13 protein-coding genes are annotated in these 16,616 nt (G+C 72.3%); 10 read left to right on the top strand and 3 right to left on the bottom strand.

Annotated features, from left to right (window positions below):
• Nucleotides 1-30 precede the first annotated feature (30 nt).
• Nucleotides 31-2,988, bottom strand: coding sequence for a BTAD domain-containing putative transcriptional regulator (locus tag ABZV42_RS01325; protein WP_355977800.1), 2,958 nt, complete (start codon nucleotides 2,986-2,988; stop codon nucleotides 31-33).
• Nucleotides 2,989-3,233: 245 nt separating this feature from the next.
• Between ABZV42_RS01325 and ABZV42_RS01320 the strand changes: the two genes are divergently transcribed.
• The 9 genes from ABZV42_RS01320 (at nucleotide 3,234) to ABZV42_RS01280 (ending at nucleotide 14,168) form a co-directional block, all read left to right on the top strand.
• Nucleotides 3,234-4,493: an amidohydrolase family protein gene (locus tag ABZV42_RS01320; protein ID WP_355977802.1), complete on the top strand. Its 1,260-nt coding sequence runs from the start codon at nucleotides 3,234-3,236 to the stop codon at nucleotides 4,491-4,493.
• A gap of 165 nt (nucleotides 4,494-4,658) precedes the next feature.
• The gene (locus tag ABZV42_RS01315) at nucleotides 4,659-6,131 is read left to right on the top strand and encodes a VCBS repeat-containing protein (protein WP_355977804.1); all 1,473 of its coding nucleotides are present in this window, start codon (nucleotides 4,659-4,661) and stop codon (nucleotides 6,129-6,131) included.
• A gap of 160 nt (nucleotides 6,132-6,291) precedes the next feature.
• Complete coding sequence (locus tag ABZV42_RS01310; protein ID WP_356050613.1) at nucleotides 6,292-7,233, top strand: LLM class F420-dependent oxidoreductase; 942 nt, start codon at nucleotides 6,292-6,294, stop codon at nucleotides 7,231-7,233.
• An 11-nt stretch (nucleotides 7,234-7,244) separates the two neighbouring features.
• Nucleotides 7,245-8,021, top strand: a complete 777-nt coding sequence (locus ABZV42_RS01305; protein ID WP_356050612.1) for a glucose 1-dehydrogenase — start codon at nucleotides 7,245-7,247, stop codon at nucleotides 8,019-8,021.
• Between the two features lie 97 nt (nucleotides 8,022-8,118).
• Entirely contained in the window at nucleotides 8,119-9,237 is a 1,119-nt protein-coding gene (locus ABZV42_RS01300) for an LLM class flavin-dependent oxidoreductase (protein ID WP_356050611.1), read from the top strand.
• 49 nt (nucleotides 9,238-9,286) lie between these two features.
• Entirely contained in the window at nucleotides 9,287-11,017 is a 1,731-nt protein-coding gene (locus ABZV42_RS01295) for a D-aminoacylase (protein WP_356050610.1), read from the top strand.
• Entirely contained in the window at nucleotides 11,014-12,492 is a 1,479-nt protein-coding gene (locus tag ABZV42_RS01290) for an aldehyde dehydrogenase family protein (RefSeq protein WP_356050609.1), read from the top strand. The genes ABZV42_RS01295 and ABZV42_RS01290 overlap by 4 nt, the downstream gene beginning before the upstream one ends.
• A gap of 120 nt (nucleotides 12,493-12,612) precedes the next feature.
• Nucleotides 12,613-13,362, top strand: coding sequence for an SDR family oxidoreductase (locus ABZV42_RS01285; RefSeq protein ID WP_355977816.1), 750 nt, complete (start codon nucleotides 12,613-12,615; stop codon nucleotides 13,360-13,362).
• A gap of 50 nt (nucleotides 13,363-13,412) precedes the next feature.
• On the top strand, nucleotides 13,413-14,168 hold the full coding sequence (locus ABZV42_RS01280; RefSeq protein WP_355977818.1) for a TetR/AcrR family transcriptional regulator: 756 nt from the start codon (nucleotides 13,413-13,415) through the stop codon (nucleotides 14,166-14,168).
• Nucleotides 14,169-14,186: 18 nt separating this feature from the next.
• On the opposite strand, the gene ABZV42_RS01275 is transcribed toward ABZV42_RS01280, so the two are convergent.
• Together ABZV42_RS01275 and ABZV42_RS01270 are read right to left on the bottom strand one after the other, a co-directional pair.
• Nucleotides 14,187-14,987 (bottom strand): DUF4232 domain-containing protein, encoded by an 801-nt coding sequence (locus ABZV42_RS01275; RefSeq protein ID WP_355977820.1) that lies wholly within the window; start codon nucleotides 14,985-14,987, stop codon nucleotides 14,187-14,189.
• Nucleotides 14,988-15,275: 288 nt separating this feature from the next.
• The gene (locus tag ABZV42_RS01270) at nucleotides 15,276-15,686 is read right to left on the bottom strand and encodes a nitroreductase/quinone reductase family protein (RefSeq protein WP_355977823.1); all 411 of its coding nucleotides are present in this window, start codon (nucleotides 15,684-15,686) and stop codon (nucleotides 15,276-15,278) included.
• A gap of 92 nt (nucleotides 15,687-15,778) precedes the next feature.
• Here ABZV42_RS01270 and ABZV42_RS01265 point away from each other — a divergent pair, with 92 nt between their 5' ends.
• Nucleotides 15,779-16,615 (top strand): endonuclease/exonuclease/phosphatase family protein, encoded by an 837-nt coding sequence (locus ABZV42_RS01265; protein WP_356050608.1) that lies wholly within the window; start codon nucleotides 15,779-15,781, stop codon nucleotides 16,613-16,615.
• The last annotated feature ends 1 nt before the right edge of the window (nucleotide 16,616 follow it).

The following is a 16,616-nucleotide window of genomic DNA, read 5'->3' as shown; positions in this document are numbered from 1 at the left end:
CGATAAACGAACGATGAACGTCCGCCGGGCCTACGCGGCGGCGATGGGGGTGAGGAGCGCCCGGACCTCCGCCGCCTCCGGGGAGTCCAACTTCTCGTAGATCTCCAGGGCTTCACGCCAGCAGACCTGGGCCCTGCCCAACTGGCCGATTCCGCGCAGGGACTTGCCCAGCACGGTCAGCACGTTGCCCCGGCGCCACTCGCCGCCGATGCCCCGCAGCACGGTCAGCGCCATTTCGGCGCTGCTCGCCGCACGGGCCGGTTTGCGGGCGTCCAGGTCGACCTCCGCGAGCCTGCACAGGGCCATTCCCTCCCACAGGCGCTGACGGCTGTCGCGGAAGACCCGCAGGGCCTCTTCGAGTTCGATGGTGGCTTCCGTGTGGCGACCGCTCTTGCCGAGGGCCATGCCGAGCGCGTAGCGGCCGTTCGCCACCCGGAGGGAGTGGCCGAGGGTCTCGTAGATCTCCGTGCCCTGGCCGGCGAGGACGACGGCGCTGTCGGCTCGGCCCGTGGCCAGGTGCAGCCGCGACAGGTTGCAGAGCGGGCTGGCGGACCCGGCGAGGTCACCGCAGCCGCGGAACTCCTCGATGGCCCGGCTGAAGTATCCCTCGGCGTCCGTGTAGCGCTTCTGGTAGAAGGCGATGCTGCCGAGAATGTTCGCCGCCCAGCAGCACGGCAGCGGATCCTCCGCCGTCTCGGCGAGCCTGAGCGCCTGCTGGGCCTCCTGGTACGCCTGGTCGAACGCCCCCGAGAAGAGGAGCGCGTTGCTCAGGACGACCCTCGCCCGCCCTTCGGCGTGGGCGTCCGACGCCGCGCGGGCGGCGTCGCGCAGCGCGGTGGCGGCAGTCTCGTACTCCTTGGAGTTGGCCCCCGACTCGGCGAGGTCGACCGCCGCCCAGAGCAGGTCGATCGCGCGCCGCAGCGTCTGGGTGCCCGCCGACTGCCGTACGCAGGCGAGCAGGGACACGGCTTCCGAGTAGAGCCAGTCCCAGGAGGTCTTCCGGTCGGCGAAGGTGAGACCCGCGCTCCCGGTCGGCTCCAGGTGGTCCACGAGGCGGTCGCCGGGGCGTTCGATCGCGTACACCCCGGCCGCCGTGCTCAGGTAGAAGTCCAGCAGCCGCGACATCGCCGCCGCCCGTTCGCTCGGCGGCTGTTCGTCGCGTTCGGCGCACGCACGCGCGTAGAGGCGTACGAGGTCGTGGTAGCGGTAGCGGCCGGGCGCCGCCGACTCCAGCAGGGAGGTGTCGACGAGGGACTCCAGGAGGTCCTCGGTCGCCTCGGCCGGGAGGTCGATCACCGCCGCCGCGGCCGCGAGCGAGATGTCCGGGCCGTCGGCGAGGCCCAGCAGGCGGAAGGCACGCGCCTGGGCCGGCTCCAGCTGGCCGTAGCCGAGTTCGAAGGTGGCCTTGACGGCCAGGTCGCCGGCCTGGAGCTCGTCCAGCCGGCGGCGCTCGTCGCCGAGCTTCGCCGCGAGCACCGACACCGTCCAGGTGCGGCGGGCGGCGAGCCGGGACGCGGCGATACGGATGGCCAGGGGCAGGAAGCCGCAGGCCGCGACCACGTCGAGGGCGGCCTCCCGCTCGGAGGCGACCCGCTCCTGGCCCACGATCTTCGTGAAGAGCTGAAGCGCCTCCTCGGGGGACATCACGTCGAGGTCCACCAGATGGGCCCCGGCCAGGTCCACCATCCGGATGCGCGAGGTCACCAGGGCGGCGCAGCCCTCGGTGCCGGGCAGCAGCGGCCGTACCTGGGCGGCGTCGCGGGCGTTGTCCAGCAGGACCAGGACGCGGCGGCCGTCGAGGACGGAGCGGTAGAGGGCCGAGCGTTCCTCCAGCGAGTCCGGGATCGCCGAGTCCGCGGTTCCGAGGGCCCGAAGGAAGGCACCGAGGACCGTCTCCGGTTCGGCCGCGCGCGATCCGGCGCCCTGGAGGTCGACGTACAGCTGTCCGTCGGGGAAGGCTCCGCGGGCCTGGTGGGCCACGTGCACCGCGAGCGTGGTCTTGCCGACGCCCCCGATCCCGGCGAGCGCCGAGACGGCCATGACCGGGCCCTCCTCGGTGGAGGCCGCGGCGAGCACGTCGCTCAGTTCCTGCACGAAGGACGCCCGTCCGGTGAAGTCGGTTACGGTCGCCGGGAGCTGGGCCGGGCGGACGAGGGCGACGACGGGCTCCGCCTTGGGCGCGGAGGGCTCGGCGAGGCCCGGGTCCGCCTGGAGTATCCGCTGCTGGAGTTCCTTCAGCCCCTGCCGCGGGTCCACCCCCAGTTCGTCGGCGAGCAGCCGCCGGGTGTCCGCGTACACGGCGAGGGCCTCCGCCTGGCGGCCGGAGCGGTACAGCGCCAGCATCAGCAGTTCACGCAGGCGTTCGCGCAGCGGGTGCGCCGCGGTCAGCGCGGTGAGTTCGGAGACCGCCTCGGCGTGGAATCCCTGTTCCAGGTCCATGTCGAGCCGGGATTCGAGGAGTTGCAGGCGCCACTCCTCCAGGCGGGCCCGCTGGGTCTCCGCGTAGGGGCCGGGGATGCTCGCGAGCGGTTCGCCGTCCCACAGGGCCAAGGCGTCCCGGAGCAGGTCGCGGGCGCGGGACAGATCGCCCGCCGCGCGTGCCTTCTCGGCGTCGGCGGCGAGCTCCTGGGCGTCGACGTGGTCGAGGGCGCCCTCGCGCAGGGAGCGGATGGCGTAGCCGCCGGACTCGCTGACCAGCACCTCGGCGCCGAGCGTCTTGCGCAGGCGTGAGGCGTACGTGCGCAGGGCGGCCAGCGCCTGGGACGGGGGCTCGTCGCCCCACAGGGCGTCGATGAGCTCGGAGGCCGTGGCGGTGCGGCCGTCGCGGAGCAGCAGGGCGGCCAGCAGGGCGCGTTGCTGCGGGGACCCGGCCGGCAGTGGATCGTCCCCGAGCCAGGCGCGCACCGGGCCGAGCACGCTGAAGCGCAACGCCGCGGGCTCCTCGGAGCCCGGATGCCACTGCTTCGGTACGCGCGGCACACCGTCCATCGCTGTCCCCCTGCCGAACTGTCAGTACAACGAGGCCAGTTTGCCTTGTTCACGGCGGATGCGTCAGCCGTGCGAGACAGCGATCACAAGGTGCCGTGCGCCGGGTCACACGGTCCTCTCACAGGCTCCTCACACTTCCCCGCCCATTCATCTGACCGCCGCCGCCGGCCGCGTGCTCCGGCGGGTGTCCGCAGGGCCGCCCCGAGGAGCTGACGGGCCGTCAGATCAGCGCTACCGTGGCCGGTATGGAGACCACGGAAACCGCGCAGAGCCTCCCGGCGGACGCCGGGACCGCCTTCCCGAGGATCATCTCGGTGGACGACCACACGGTCGAACCGCCCGACGTCTGGCGGGACCGGCTGCCCGCGAAGTACCAGGACACAGGACCCCGCATCGTCCGCGCGCCCCTGAAGGAGATGACCTTCCTGGGCGGCAGGTTCGCTCCCGTCATGGGCGAGCCGGGCGACGACGGTCCCGTCGGGGACTGGTGGGTCTACGAGGACCTGCACCGTCCCCTCACCCGCCTCGACACGGCCGTGGGCTACGACCGTGACGAGATCAGGCTCGAAGTCATCACGTACGAGCAGATGCGCCCCGGCTCGTACGACGTGCCGCAGCGGCTCGCCGACATGGACGTCAACCATGTCCAGTCCGCCCTCTGCTTTCCCACCTTCCCCCGCTTCTGCGGGCAGACCTTCACCGAGGCGGCCGACCGCGACCTGGGCCTTCTCTCGGTACGGGCCTACAACGACTGGATGGTGGAGGAGTGGTGCGGGCCCAAGGCCAGGGGGCGCCTGATACCGCTGACGCTCGTGCCGCTGTGGGACGCCCGGCTCGCGGCGGACGAGGTGCGGCGCAACGCGGCCCGCGGGGTGCGCGCGGTGGCCTTCTCCGAGATCCCGCCGCACCTCGGGCTCCCGTCCGTGCACACCGACGACTGGGACCCCTTCCTCGCCGCGTGCGACGAGACGGGCACGGTCATCGCGATGCACATCGGCTCCAGCAGCCGGATGCCCTCGACCTCCGCCGACGCGCCGCCTGCGGTCGGCTCCACGATCACCTTCGCCAACTGCTGCTTCTCGATGGTCGACTGGCTGATGAGCGGCAAGTTCGAGCGCTTCCCGAACCTGAAGGTGATGTACGCGGAGGGACAGATCGGCTGGATCCCGTACATTCTGGAACGCGCCGACGTGGTGTGGGAGGAGAACCGGGCCTGGGGCGGGGTGGCCGACAAGGTCCACCGGCCGCCGTCCGAGCTCTTCGCCGAGCATGTGTACGGCTGCTTCTTCGACGACGCGTTCGGCCTGCGCAACCTCGACGCGATCGGTGTCGCCAACGTCCTCTACGAGACCGACTACCCGCACTCCGACTCGACCTGGCCGAAGTCGAAGGAGGTCGGCGAGGCCCAGATGGGCCACCTGGCCCCGGACGTCGTCGAGCGGATCGTACGGGGGAACGCGATCGACCTGCTGGGACTGACGCGGGACGGCCTCTGGGCGGGCTGAGGGCTGCGGTGCCCAGTGCGCCCGGCCGGCGGCGCCGGATAACAGTTCGGAAACTCCCGCCGTCCTCAGGGCAACCCTGTGGCCGTCAGGAAAGTCGTACCGGCGGCGGAATCTTGGATTCCGCTACTGGTCGGCTGTTCCTTCACTGCAGGAGTTGGTTTCCATATGAGACGACGCAGGTCCCCTTCTCGCCTCGCACTCGTGGCCGCGGTGGCCGTCGCCGGGACCGTCGTCGGCCCGGCGAGCGCCCACGCGGCCGGTGCGACGAGCGTGCGGGCCGACTTCAACGGCGACGGGTACGCGGACCTCGCCGTCGCCGCGCCCCGGGGTGCGGTCGGCGGGTACTCCCGCGCGGGGTACGTGAGCGTCGTGTACGGCTCCTCGAGGGGGCTGGACACCAAGCACCGGCAGGTCATCAGCCAGAACACGGCCGGCATACCCGGCGCCGCCGAGACCGACGACTTCTTCGGCTGGGGCCTCACCCTCGGCGACCTGGACGGCGACGGGTACACGGACCTGGTCGTCGGCGCCCCGGGTGAGGCGGTCGGGGACGTCCAGCAGGCGGGCACCCTGACCGCCGTCTGGGGCGGGAGGGCGGGGCTGTCCGGCGGCAGGGCCGTGGCGACCGGCTCCATGTTCGACCAGGTCAAGCCCCGGCACGCCACCGTCGGCGACTTCAACGGCGACGGCCGGCTCGACGTGGCCACGGACAACCACTTGCTGACCGGGCCCTTCACCCGCACCGCCGGTGCCGCGGCGACCGCGGACATCGCCTTCGACCTCGGCCAAGAGGAGGGCGGCTTCGCCATCGACGACGTCGCCGCCGGGGACGTCGACCACGACGGCATCACCGACCTCGTCGGGCTCGTCCACGGCACCACCGAGGAGGGGTCGCCGGGCGCCGCCTATCGCATCGTCCAGCTCCACGGCACCAGGCAGGGGCTGAGCGGCCTGGTCGTCCTGATGCGGCCCGACGGCACCCGCATGCCCGGCGGCTCCAGCCTCGGCATCGGCGACGTGAACAAGGACGGGTACGCCGACCTCGTGGTCGGGCGTCCCGTCGACGGCCAGGGCGAGGAATCCGTCGAGCCGGCACTCCTCGGCGGGCAGATCGGCGTGGTGTACGGCTCGGCGAGCGGGCCCGACACCTCCCGTACGGCGGTGATCAACCAGGACACGGCGGGCGTGCCCGGCGTGTCGGAGAAGGGTGACGACTTCGGCCTGGGCATCTCCGTCGGGGACGTCAACGGCGACGGGTACGCGGACGTGGCCGTCGGCTCCCCGGGCGAGGCCATCGGCACGCTCGCCGCGGCGGGCGGCGTGGCCGTGCTGCGCGGCTCGGCGTCCGGCCTCACCGGCAGCGGCGCCGTGTCCTTCAGCCAGCACACCACGGGTGTGCCCGGTACCGCGGAGAAGGGCGATCTCTTCGGCGCGCACACCGCGCTGGCCGACACCAACCACGACGGCCGCGCCGAGCTGTACGTCGCCGCGCACGGCGAGAACACGTACGACGGTGCCGTCTGGGCCTTCCGCTCCGTCGGCACCGGCCCGACCGCCTCCGGCTCGGTCTCCTTCGGGCCCGCCGACGTCGGCGCGCCCGTCACCGACGCCTGGTTCGGCTACGGCTTCGCCCGCTGACGCACACCTCACGGCCCCTCTCCCGGACAACTGCCCCGGCGGACATGTTCCGCCGGGGCTGCCTCTTGTATGACGCGGTGCCAGCGACGACTATGTGCGAGTCCCATTCAATCTGACGGTCCGTCAGTCGGGCGGCCGTCGGTCAGGCAAGGGGGTCGTCGTGCCCGTCCTGTCCGAGGAACGCCTCTCCTACGGCATCCAGCTCCCCGTCCAGTCCCAGAGCACCATCTACGCCGAGCCGTGGGAGGCGGACGCGGGTCCCGAGGATCTCGTCGCGATCGCCCGCGCCGCCGACCGTGCCGGATTCGGCTACATCGCGAGCTGCGACCACGTCGCCGTGCCGCGTCGGCTCGCGGACGCCATGAGCACGGTCTGGTACGACCCCGTCGCCACGCTCGCGTTCCTCGCGGCCGTCACCGAACGCGTCCTGCTGCTCAGCCATGTCGCGGTCGTCGGGCTCCGGCACCCGCTCGTCACGGCCAAGCAGTACGCGACCCTCGACCACCTCTCGGGCGGCCGGCTGATCCTCGGGGTCGGCGCCGGGCACGTACGGGAGGAGTTCGAGGCGGTCGGGGCCGACTTCGAGCGCCGGGGAGCCGTCCTCGACGAGACGATCGACGCCCTGCGCGCCGCGCTCGGGCCGGACGAGTTCCCCGTCCACCACGGCAAGACGTACGACTTCGAGGGGCTCGGCCAGCGGCCGAGGCCCGCCCAGGCCCGCGTTCCCGTGTGGGTGGGCGGCTCCTCGCCCGCCGCCGTGCGCCGGGCCGCGCTGCGCGGCGACGGCTGGTTGCCGCAGGGCGACCCGCGCGACCGGCTGCCGGGGCAGATCGCGAGGCTCCGGGAACTGCGCGCCGCGGCCGGGATCGAGGAACCGCTGACCGTCGGCGCCATCACCGAGCCGCTGTACGTCGGCGAGCCCGGCTGGGAGGCCGGGCGGCGCACCCTGAGCGGCCCGCCCGAGGCGCTGGCGGAGGCGCTGCGGGAGTACGGCGCCATGGGCGTGCACCAGATCCAGGTGCGGTTCCGCAGCCGGAGCCGCGATGAACTCACGGACCAGATGGCGGCGTTCGGAGCGGACGTCGCCCCCCATCTCGGCTAGGGAGTCATGGCATGGGAAAGCTGGACGGGCGGGTCGTCCTCATCACCGGCGCGGCACGCGGGCAGGGCGAACAGGAGGCGCGGCTCTTCGCGGCGGAGGGCGCGCGCGTGATCGTCGCGGACGTGCTCGACGACCAGGGGGAGGAGCTGGCCAAGGAGATCGGCGCGCACTACGTCCACCTGGACGTGGGCGAGGAGGCCGACTGGACGGCGGCCACCGCCTCGGCGAAGGCCGCGTACGGGCGGATCGACGGGCTGGTCAACAACGCCGGCATCCTGCGCTTCAACGCGCTCGTGGACACCCCGCTGGCCGAGTTCATGCAGATCGTGCGGGTCAACCAGGTCGGGGTGTTCCTCGGGATCAAGACCCTCGCGCCCGAGATCGCCGAGGCCGGCGGCGGCACGATCGTGAACACCTCGTCCTTCACCGGGCTCACGGGGATGGCGTACGTGGGCGCGTACGCGGCGACCAAGCACGCCATCGTCGGCCTCACCCGCGTCGCGGCGCTGGAGCTCGCGGAGAAGGGGATCCGCGTCAACGCGGTCTGTCCGGGCGCCGTCGACACGGCGATGAGCAATCCGGCGCAGCTCTCCCCGGGCGCGGGCGGCGAGGAGGCCTCGCAGGCCCTCGACGAGTTCTACGGCAAGCTCGTGCCGCTCGGCCGGATCGGCCGCCCCGAGGACGTGGCCCGGCTGGCCCTGTTCCTGACCGGTGAGGACTCCGCGTACATCACCGGGCAGCCGTTCGTGATCGACGGCGGCTGGCTCGCGGGCGTGAGTGTTCTCTGACGCCGTATCAGCTATTGACGGTCCACGCACGCGGTGGAACAGTCGGCTCAAAGAATCTGACGGTACGTCAGATAACTGGATGGGGACGGTGAACCGCGTGGAATTCGGGCTCTTTGTACAGGGATATGTGGGCAAGCGGGCCTTGACCGACCCGCTCGCGGAACACAAGGCGCTGATGGAGGAGACCGAGTACGTCATCCAGGCGGACAAGTCGGGCTTCAAGTACGCCTGGGCGTCCGAGCACCACTTCCTGGAGGAGTACTCGCACCTCTCGGCCAACGACGTCTACCTCGGCTACCTCGCGCACGCCACCGACCGCATCCACCTCGGCTCCGGCATCTTCAACCCGCTCGCCCAGGTCAACCACCCGGTCAAGGTCGCCGAGAAGGTCGCCATGCTCGACCATCTCACCGAGAACCGCTTCGAGTTCGGGTCCGGGCGCGGCGCCGGCTCGCACGAGATCCTCGGCTTCCTCCCCGGCATCACCGACATGAACTTCACCAAGGAGATCTGGGAAGAGACCATCGCCGAGTTCCCCAAGATGTGGCTCCAGGACGAGTACGTCGGCTTCCAGGGCAAGCACTGGTCGCTGCCGCCGCGCAAGATCCTGCCCAAGCCGTACGGGAAGTCGCACCCTGCGATGTGGTACGCCGCCGGGTCGCCGCCCTCGTACTCCATGGCCGCCCGCAAGGGGCTCGGGGTGCTCGGCTTCAGCGTGCAGAAGGTCTCCGACATGGAATGGGTCCTGGAGCAGTACAAGACCGCCGTCGTGGACGCCGAACCCATCGGGGACTTCGTCAACGACAACGTCATGGTGACCACGACCGCCATCTGCGCGCCCACCCACGACGAGGCGATCCGGATCGCGGTCGACGGAGGCCTGCACTACCTGCCCTCCCTCGTCTTCCGCTACCACGACACCTTCCCGCGCCCCGAGGGCTTCCCGGTCTGGCCCGAGACCCTCCCCGAGTACAACGCCGAGTTCGTCGAACTCCTCATAGAAGAGGAGCTGTTGATCTGCGGCGACCCCGGCGAGGTGCTCACCCAGTGCAAGCGCTGGGAGCAGGCGGGCGCCGACCAGCTCAGCTTCGGACTGCCCGTCGGCGTCCCCAAGGACGAGACGCTCCAGACGATCCGGCTGATCGGCGAACACGTCATTCCGAAGATCGACACGGACCCGGTGCACCGCACGACCCGGTTCCGCCAGGCCGTCTAGTCCGCCGAGCCGTCTGCTTCCGCCAAGCCGTCTAGGGGGTACTTCCGCGATGCTGGACCACCTGATCAGGGGCGCGACCGTCGTGGACGGTACGGGCGAACCCGCCCGTACCGCGGACGTGGGGATACGCGACGGCCGTATCGCCGCGATCGGCGCGGTCACCGAGCCGTCCCGGACGAGCGAGGACGCGCACGGACTCGTCCTCGCCCCCGGCTTCGTGGACCCGCACACCCACTACGACGCCCAGCTCTTCTGGGACCCGTACGCGACCCCGTCCCTCAACCACGGGGTCACCACGGTCGCGGGCGGCAACTGCGGGTTCACCCTCGCCCCGCTGAACCCCGCGCGCCCCGACGACGCCGACTACACGCGCCGCATGATGTCCAAGGTCGAAGGCATGTCCCTGGTCGCCCTGGAAGAGGGCGCCCCCTGGAACTGGCACAGTTTCGGCGACTACCTCGACGCCCTGGAAGGCCGGATCGCGGTCAACGCGGGCTTCATGGTGGGCCATTGCGCGCTGCGGCGGTACGTGATGGGGCCGGACGCGGTGGGCGGACAGCCCGAACCGGAACAACTGGACGCCATGCTGCGGCTGTTCCACGAGGCCATGGACGCCGGCGCCTGGGGCCTGTCCACCACCCAGTCCTCCACCCACTCCGACGGCGACGGCAGGCCGGTCGCCTCCCGGCACGCCGAACCCGCCGAACTCCTCGCCCTCGCCCAGGCCGTGGGGGAACACGAGGGCACCCAGATCGAGGCCATCGTGGCCGGCTGCCTCGACCAGTTCAGCGACGCGGAGATCGACCTGTTCGTCGAGATGAGCGCGGCGGCGGGCCGCCCGCTCAACTGGAACGTCCTGACGATCGACGCCGCCGTCCCCGAGCGCGTCCCGCGCCAGCTGGAGGCGAGCGAACGCGCCCGCAAGTCCGGCGGCCGGGTCGTCGCGCTCACCATGCCGATCCTCACCCCGATGAACATGTCGCTCGGCACCTTCTGCGCCCTGAACCTGATCCCCGGCTGGGGGCCGGTCCTCGCGCTGCCCGTCCCCGAGCGGATCGCCAGGCTCCGCGACCCCGCCACCCGCGCCGAGATGCTGCGCCGCGCCCAGAGCAAGGAGGCCGGGGTCTTCCGGCGGCTCGCCGACTTCGGCCGGTACGTCATCGGCGACACCTACAGCGCGGCGAACGAGGGCCTGACCGGGCGCGTGGTGCGGGACATCGCCGCCGAGCGCGGCCAGGAGCCCTTCGCCTGCCTGGTCGAGATCTGCGCGGCCGACGAGCTGCGGACGGTGCTGTGGCCCATGCCGACCGACAACGACCCGGACTCCTGGGTGCTGCGCGCCGAGACCTGGCAGCACCAGGACGTGCTGCTCGGCGGCTCCGACGCGGGCGCCCACCTGGACCGCATGTGCGGAGCCCCGTACACCACCCGGTTCCTCGGCGACTGTCTGCGCGGACGCGGACTCGCCACCCTGGAACAGGCCGTGAAGATGCTGACGGACGATCCGGCGCGGCTCTTCGGGCTGCGCGACCGCGGGCGTATCGAGGTGGGATTCCACGCGGACCTGGTGCTCTTGGACCCGGAGCGGATCGACGCCGGAAAAGCCACCCTGGTGCACGACCTGCCGGGTGACAGCCCGCGCCTCGACTCCCGGGCGATCGGGGTGAACGCCGTGTGGGTCAACGGGGTGGAGGCGATCCGCGAGGACGTGGTGACGGGCGCGGTGCCGGGGAAGGTGCTGCGGTCGGGCCGCGACACCAGGACGGTGAGCACCCGGTGACGGGCGCCGACGGGACGGCCCCCGAGGCCGCCGAGCAGCGGCTGTTCATCGGCGGATCGTGGGTGGCGCCCGACAACGGGTTCTACGAGGTGATCGACCCGGCGACCGAGGGGGTCGTCGGGCTCGCCCCCGAGGCCTCGCGCGCCCAGGTGCACGCGGCGGCGTCCGCCGCCCGCGAGGCCTTCGGCCCGTGGTCCCGTACACCCGTTGAGGAGCGGGCCGCCGTCCTCGCGCGGGCGGCGGACTGCATCCAGCGAAACTTCGTGGCGTACGCCGCCCTCGCGCAGGCGGAGAGCGGCGCCACCACAGGGACGGCGCGCGGTATGCAGGTCGGGGTCGGGGTGGCCCGCTTCCGGCGCTACGCGCGGCCCGAACCGGTGGACACCCCGCTGCCGCCGCAGATCAACGAGGCGGGCCCCTTCGGCGGGGCCGCCGTGATGGGCGCGCTGGCCGTGCGCCAGCCCGTCGGCGTGGTCACCTGCATCACCTCGTACAACAATCCGTGGGCCAACCCGGCCGGCAAGATCGCCCCCGCCCTCGCGATGGGCAACACGGTGGTGGTCAAACCCGCCCCGCAGGACCCGCTGTCCGTCTACCGGATGGCCGAGGCGCTGGAGGCGGCGGGCGTGCCGCCGGGCGTGGTCAACGTGGTCAGCGGCTCGACGGCGGAGTCCGGCGAGGCCGCGGTCGACTCCCCGGACGTCGACATGGTCAGTTTCACCGGCTCGACGCCGGTCGGGCAGCGGATCGCCGAGGTGTGCGGACGCGGTATGAAGCGCCAGCTGATGGAACTGGGCGGCAAGGGCGCGGCGATCGTCTTCGACGACGCGGACCTGGCCTCGGCGGTCTCGGGCATCGGCACCACCTTCTCCTTCTACAGCGGACAGATCTGCACGGCGCCGACACGGGTGCTGGTGCAGCGGGGCGTGCACGATCAGCTGGTGCGGCAACTGGCTGCGTACATCGGCCACTTGAAGGTCGGGGATCCTCGGGAGCGGGGCACGGTCGTCGGCCCGGTCATCTCCGCGGCCCACCGCGACCGCGTCGAGTCGTATGTCGAACTCGGGCGCAAGGAAGGCGCGCGGGTGGTGGCGGGCGGCGAACGCCCGCTCCTTCCCGCCGGGTTCTACGTCGCTCCCACCCTTCTCGCCGACTGCACTCCGGACATGAGGGTCGTCCGGGAGGAGATCTTCGGCCCGGTCGTCGTCGTGCTGCCCTTCGACGACGAGGAGGAGGCGATCGCCCTCGCCAACGACTCCGACTATGGCCTGATCGACTACGTCTGGTCCGGCGACGTGGCCCGCGCCTTCCGCGTGGCCCGCCGGCTGCGGGCGGGCGGCGTCGGCGTCAACACCGTCGGCCGCAACATGGAGGCCCCCTTCGGCGGCTTCAAGAAGAGCGGGGTGGGCCGGGATGTCGGCTCGTACGCCCTGCACGCGTACAGCGAGACGCAGGCGATCGTGTGGCAGGGGTGAGGCGGCCGGTTGCCGGCCGGGACAGGGAGTACGCACGTTAGCGTCGCTACCCATATGGTGTTAGCGTTGTTTCTATCGGGACGCGGACCCGTCGCCCCGGCCGAGACAAGGAGCAACGCCATGAGTGAGCAGCCGAGCACCTCCCCGCGCGTCGCGATCGTCACCGGCGGGTCCCGCGGAATCGGGCGCGAGAGCGCCGAGCGGCTGGCCCGCGAGGGGTACGCCGTCGTCGTGAACTACGCGGGCAACGCCGCCGAGGCCGACAAGGCGGTCGCGGCGATCGGCGAGGCGGGCGGGCAGGCCATCGCCTTCCGGGCGGACGTCGCCGAGGAGGCCGAGGTCGCCGCCCTCTTCGACCTGGCCGAGAAGACCTTCGGCGGTGTCGACGTCGTCGTCCATGCGGCCGGGGTCATGACCCTGGCCCCGCTCGCCGACCTCGACCTCGACGCCCTGGACCGGATGCACCGCACCAACATCCGCGGCACGTTCGTCGTCGACCAGCAGGCCGCGCGCCGGCTGCGCCCGGGCGGCGCGATCATCAACTTCTCCAGCTCCGTGCTGGCCCTCGCCATCCCCGGCTACACCGCGTACGCCGCCACCAAGGGCGCCGTCGAGGCCATGACCCTGATCCTCGCCCGCGAGATGCGCGGCCGGGACATCACCGTCAACGCCGTGGCCCCCGGCCCGACGGCCACCGCCCTCTTCCTGGACGGCAAGGACGAGGAGACCATCGCCCGGATGGCCGCCCAGCCTCCCCTGGAGCGCCTCGGCACCCCCGACGACATCGCCTCCGTCGTCGCCTTCCTCGCGGGCCCCGGAGGCCGCTGGGTCAACGGCCAGGTCCTGCGCGCCAACGGCGGCATCGCCTGACGCCGTCCGCCCGTACCGCCCGCCGCCCCGACGACATCAGGATCTCCGCCATGAGCGACAGCACGAACCCCGGCGCGGCCGCACCCGTCACCGGCGCCCCCGCGGGGCCCAGGGCCCGCATCCTCGCGGTGGCCGCCGACCTGGTCGCCCGCTCCCCGGACGGTGACGTCTCCACCCGGGCCGTGTGCGAGGCCGCCGGGGTCGGCGCCCCGGCGCTCTACCGCCACTTCGGCGACAAGGAGGGCCTGCTGTCGGCCGTCGTCGACCACGGCTGGGAGCGGTACCTGGCGGCCAAGCGGGAACGGCACCCCGGCACCGACCCGGTCCAGGACCTGCGCGACGGCTGGGACGGCCACACCGAGTTCGCCCAGCGCAACCCGAACCTCTACCGGCTGATGCACTCCCCGGCGATGCGCACCCCGCCCGCCGCGGCACTGGAGGCCCACCGGATCCTCACCGCCGACCTGCGCCGCGCCGCCGAACAGGGCAAGCTGCGGCTCACCCCTGAACTCGCCGCACAGATGATCATGTCGTCCAACGTCGGCGTGTGCCTGATGCTGGTCTCCCGCCCGGCGACCTTCACGGACGAGACCTTGTCGCGCCGCGTACGGGACGCGGTGCACGCGTCCGTGTTCACCCCGGAGGTGACCGCGCCCGGCGTTTCGGCCGCTCCGCCCACCCCCGGCGCCCCGGCCGCCGCGACCCGCCTCGGCGCGCTGCTCCACCAGACCCCGAGCCCCGCGTTCACCCCCGCGGAGGCGACCCTGCTCACCGAATGGCTGGACCGCCTGTCCAACGCGGGTTGAGGCCCCGGTCCGGATCCGTCACTTCGACATGATGAAGTCCAGGGCGTAGCCGGAGGCGGTCGTCCAGTAGGTGACGCGCTGGAAGTCGTTCGCGTACAACGTGTCGACGGGCATGGGGACGTCGATCGGGTTGCCCGCGGTGCTGCCGGACCTGCCGCCCTGGAGGGTGAGGGTGATGCTCTTCGCCTCGTACTCGTCCATGGGGCCGCTGACGAGCAGAGCGGCGTACCCCTCCTGGCCGGGAGCGAGGGTGACGGGCTTTCCCGGGTCCGGGTCGCTGTCCTTGATCACGGGGGCCGTGGTCCGACCGTCACCGAGCCGCACGAGCGGGTAGCGGTAGAGGTTGCACTTCTTGTCGCTCGCGTTCTGCACGGTGAGGACGAGGTGCCTGGCGTCCCTCTCCTTCACCGCGGACACCCCGAGCTCCTTCTGGGAGCAGGCGACGATCGCCTCCTTCCCGCCACCGCCACCGCCCGCGGTGCCGCCACTGCTGCCGGTGCCGCTGCTGCCCGTGCTGCCACTGCTGCCCGTGCTGCCGGCGCTGCTCGTGCCCCCGCCGCTGCCCGTGCCGGCACCGCCCCCCGCGCTGCTGCCACCGCTGCCGGCCCCGTCGCCGCCCGCGTCGCCCGAAGCGCCACCCGGCTTCGCCGAGGCCGTCGCACTCGGCTGGGCCGAGGGCTTGGCGCTGTCCGAACCCTCGGCCGCGCCCGGGTCGCACGCCGTGGCGGCGAGCAGCGCCGCTGCCGCCGCGGCCCCGAGGGCGTAGGACTTCCAGCCCCCGGGGCTCTTGTGGTGGTTCCTGCGGGCAGGCGTCTTCATGGTGTCCCGTTCCCCTGTCGATCCGTAGAAGAGGCCGCATGCGCCGGTGGCCGGCACTCCGGACCGACGGACATGGGTGTCCCCCGTGGACGGGCGGGCCGGGTTGTCGTGGCGCTGCCGAGCGGACGACCTGCTCGGCCGGTGCGACAGCCACAGCATGGGATTCCTCGTGGGCCTGGGACAACAGAAGCCCGTCAACCTGAGACGGTGGAACCATCTCACCGACGATGACCTGCGGAAACACGGAAGCCTGGGATGCCTGACCGGGATGCGAGGACCCCGGCGACCTCACCCCCCGGCGACCTCCCCCCGCAGATCCACCCGCACCGTCAGCAGCCCCGTCCCGATGAGCCGCACCGCCGTGCCGTTGCCCCGGGGCAGGGTGCGCAGCCGGGCCACCGGGTCGTCGTCCGGGAGGACGTGCGCCGTGCCCTCGTGCCAGCGGCCGCGGAGCCGCACCCGCACCCTCGGGTCCGCCTGGATGTTGCGTATGTACTGCGACCGTTCCCCGAACTCCGAGACCAGCCAGAAGGTGTCACCGACGCGGCGGCCACCGAGCGGGGTGCGCCGGGGCAGGCCGGAGACACGGCCGGTGGTCTCCAGAAGTGTCTGGAACGGCATCCGGCGCGCGAGCGGGTTGGCGAGGTGCCGCTGGAAGGCGGTAGTGGTGCGGAACCTGAGGTCGGTGAGGCGGGCCATGATCGGTGGGGCTCCTGTCCGGGCTGGTGTGTGGCACGAGGGAGTTGTTTCAATGGTCCCCGATGTCGCGCGACGGGAGCAGGTGGCTGAGGATGCGGGTCGTGACCTGGAACCTCTGGTGGCGGTTCGGGCCATGGGAGGAGCGGCAGAAAGCCATTCTGGCCGTGCTGCGCGAACTGCGGCCCGACGTCGTCGGGTTGCAGGAGGTGTGGGAGTGCGGCGGGCAGAACCTCGCCGGATGGCTCGCGGACGAGCTCGGGATGTACTGGACCTGGGCCGCCTCCGACGCCTCGGACCGCTGGCAGCGGCGGATCGGGGACCCCACGGTCGACGTCGGCAACGCCGTGCTGAGCCGCTGGCCGGTGGTGGCGCAGGAGGTGCTGCGGCTGCCCGCCCCCGAGGAGCTGTACGACGGACGGCTCGCCCTGCACGCCCGCCTGGCCACGCCCACCCACGAGGTGCCCTTCTTCACCACCCACCTCACCTCGGCCGTCCACGCCTCGGGCGTACGCCGCGAACAGGTCACCGCCCTCGCGGAGTTCGTCGCCGCGCACCGGGGCGGCACCGACTTCCCCCCGGTCGTCACGGGTGACTTCAACGCCTGGCCGGACTCCGACGAGATCCGTCTGTTCGGGGGATACAAGACGTCCCCCGTGGTGCCCGGACAGGTCTTCCTCGACGCCTGGGAGTACGCCGACCCGACGGCACCCCGGGCCACCTGGGACCCGGCGAACGCCCATGTCGGCTCGCACAGCCCCGCCGCACGCATCGACTACGTCCACGTCGGGCCGCCCGGTCCCGGCGGCCTCGGGCACGTCCGGTCCGTACGGCGGGCCGGGGACGGGCCGGTCGGCGGGGGGTGGCCCTCGGACCACGCGGCCGTCGTGGCGGACCTGTCCCTCCCCCCGGGCGGTCAGGGCACGCCCTGAG

The organism is Streptomyces sp. NPDC005281 (assembly GCF_040607495.1).
GTDB lineage: Bacteria > Actinomycetota > Actinomycetes > Streptomycetales > Streptomycetaceae > Streptomyces.
This window is presented reverse-complemented; position numbering and strand designations above follow the sequence as displayed.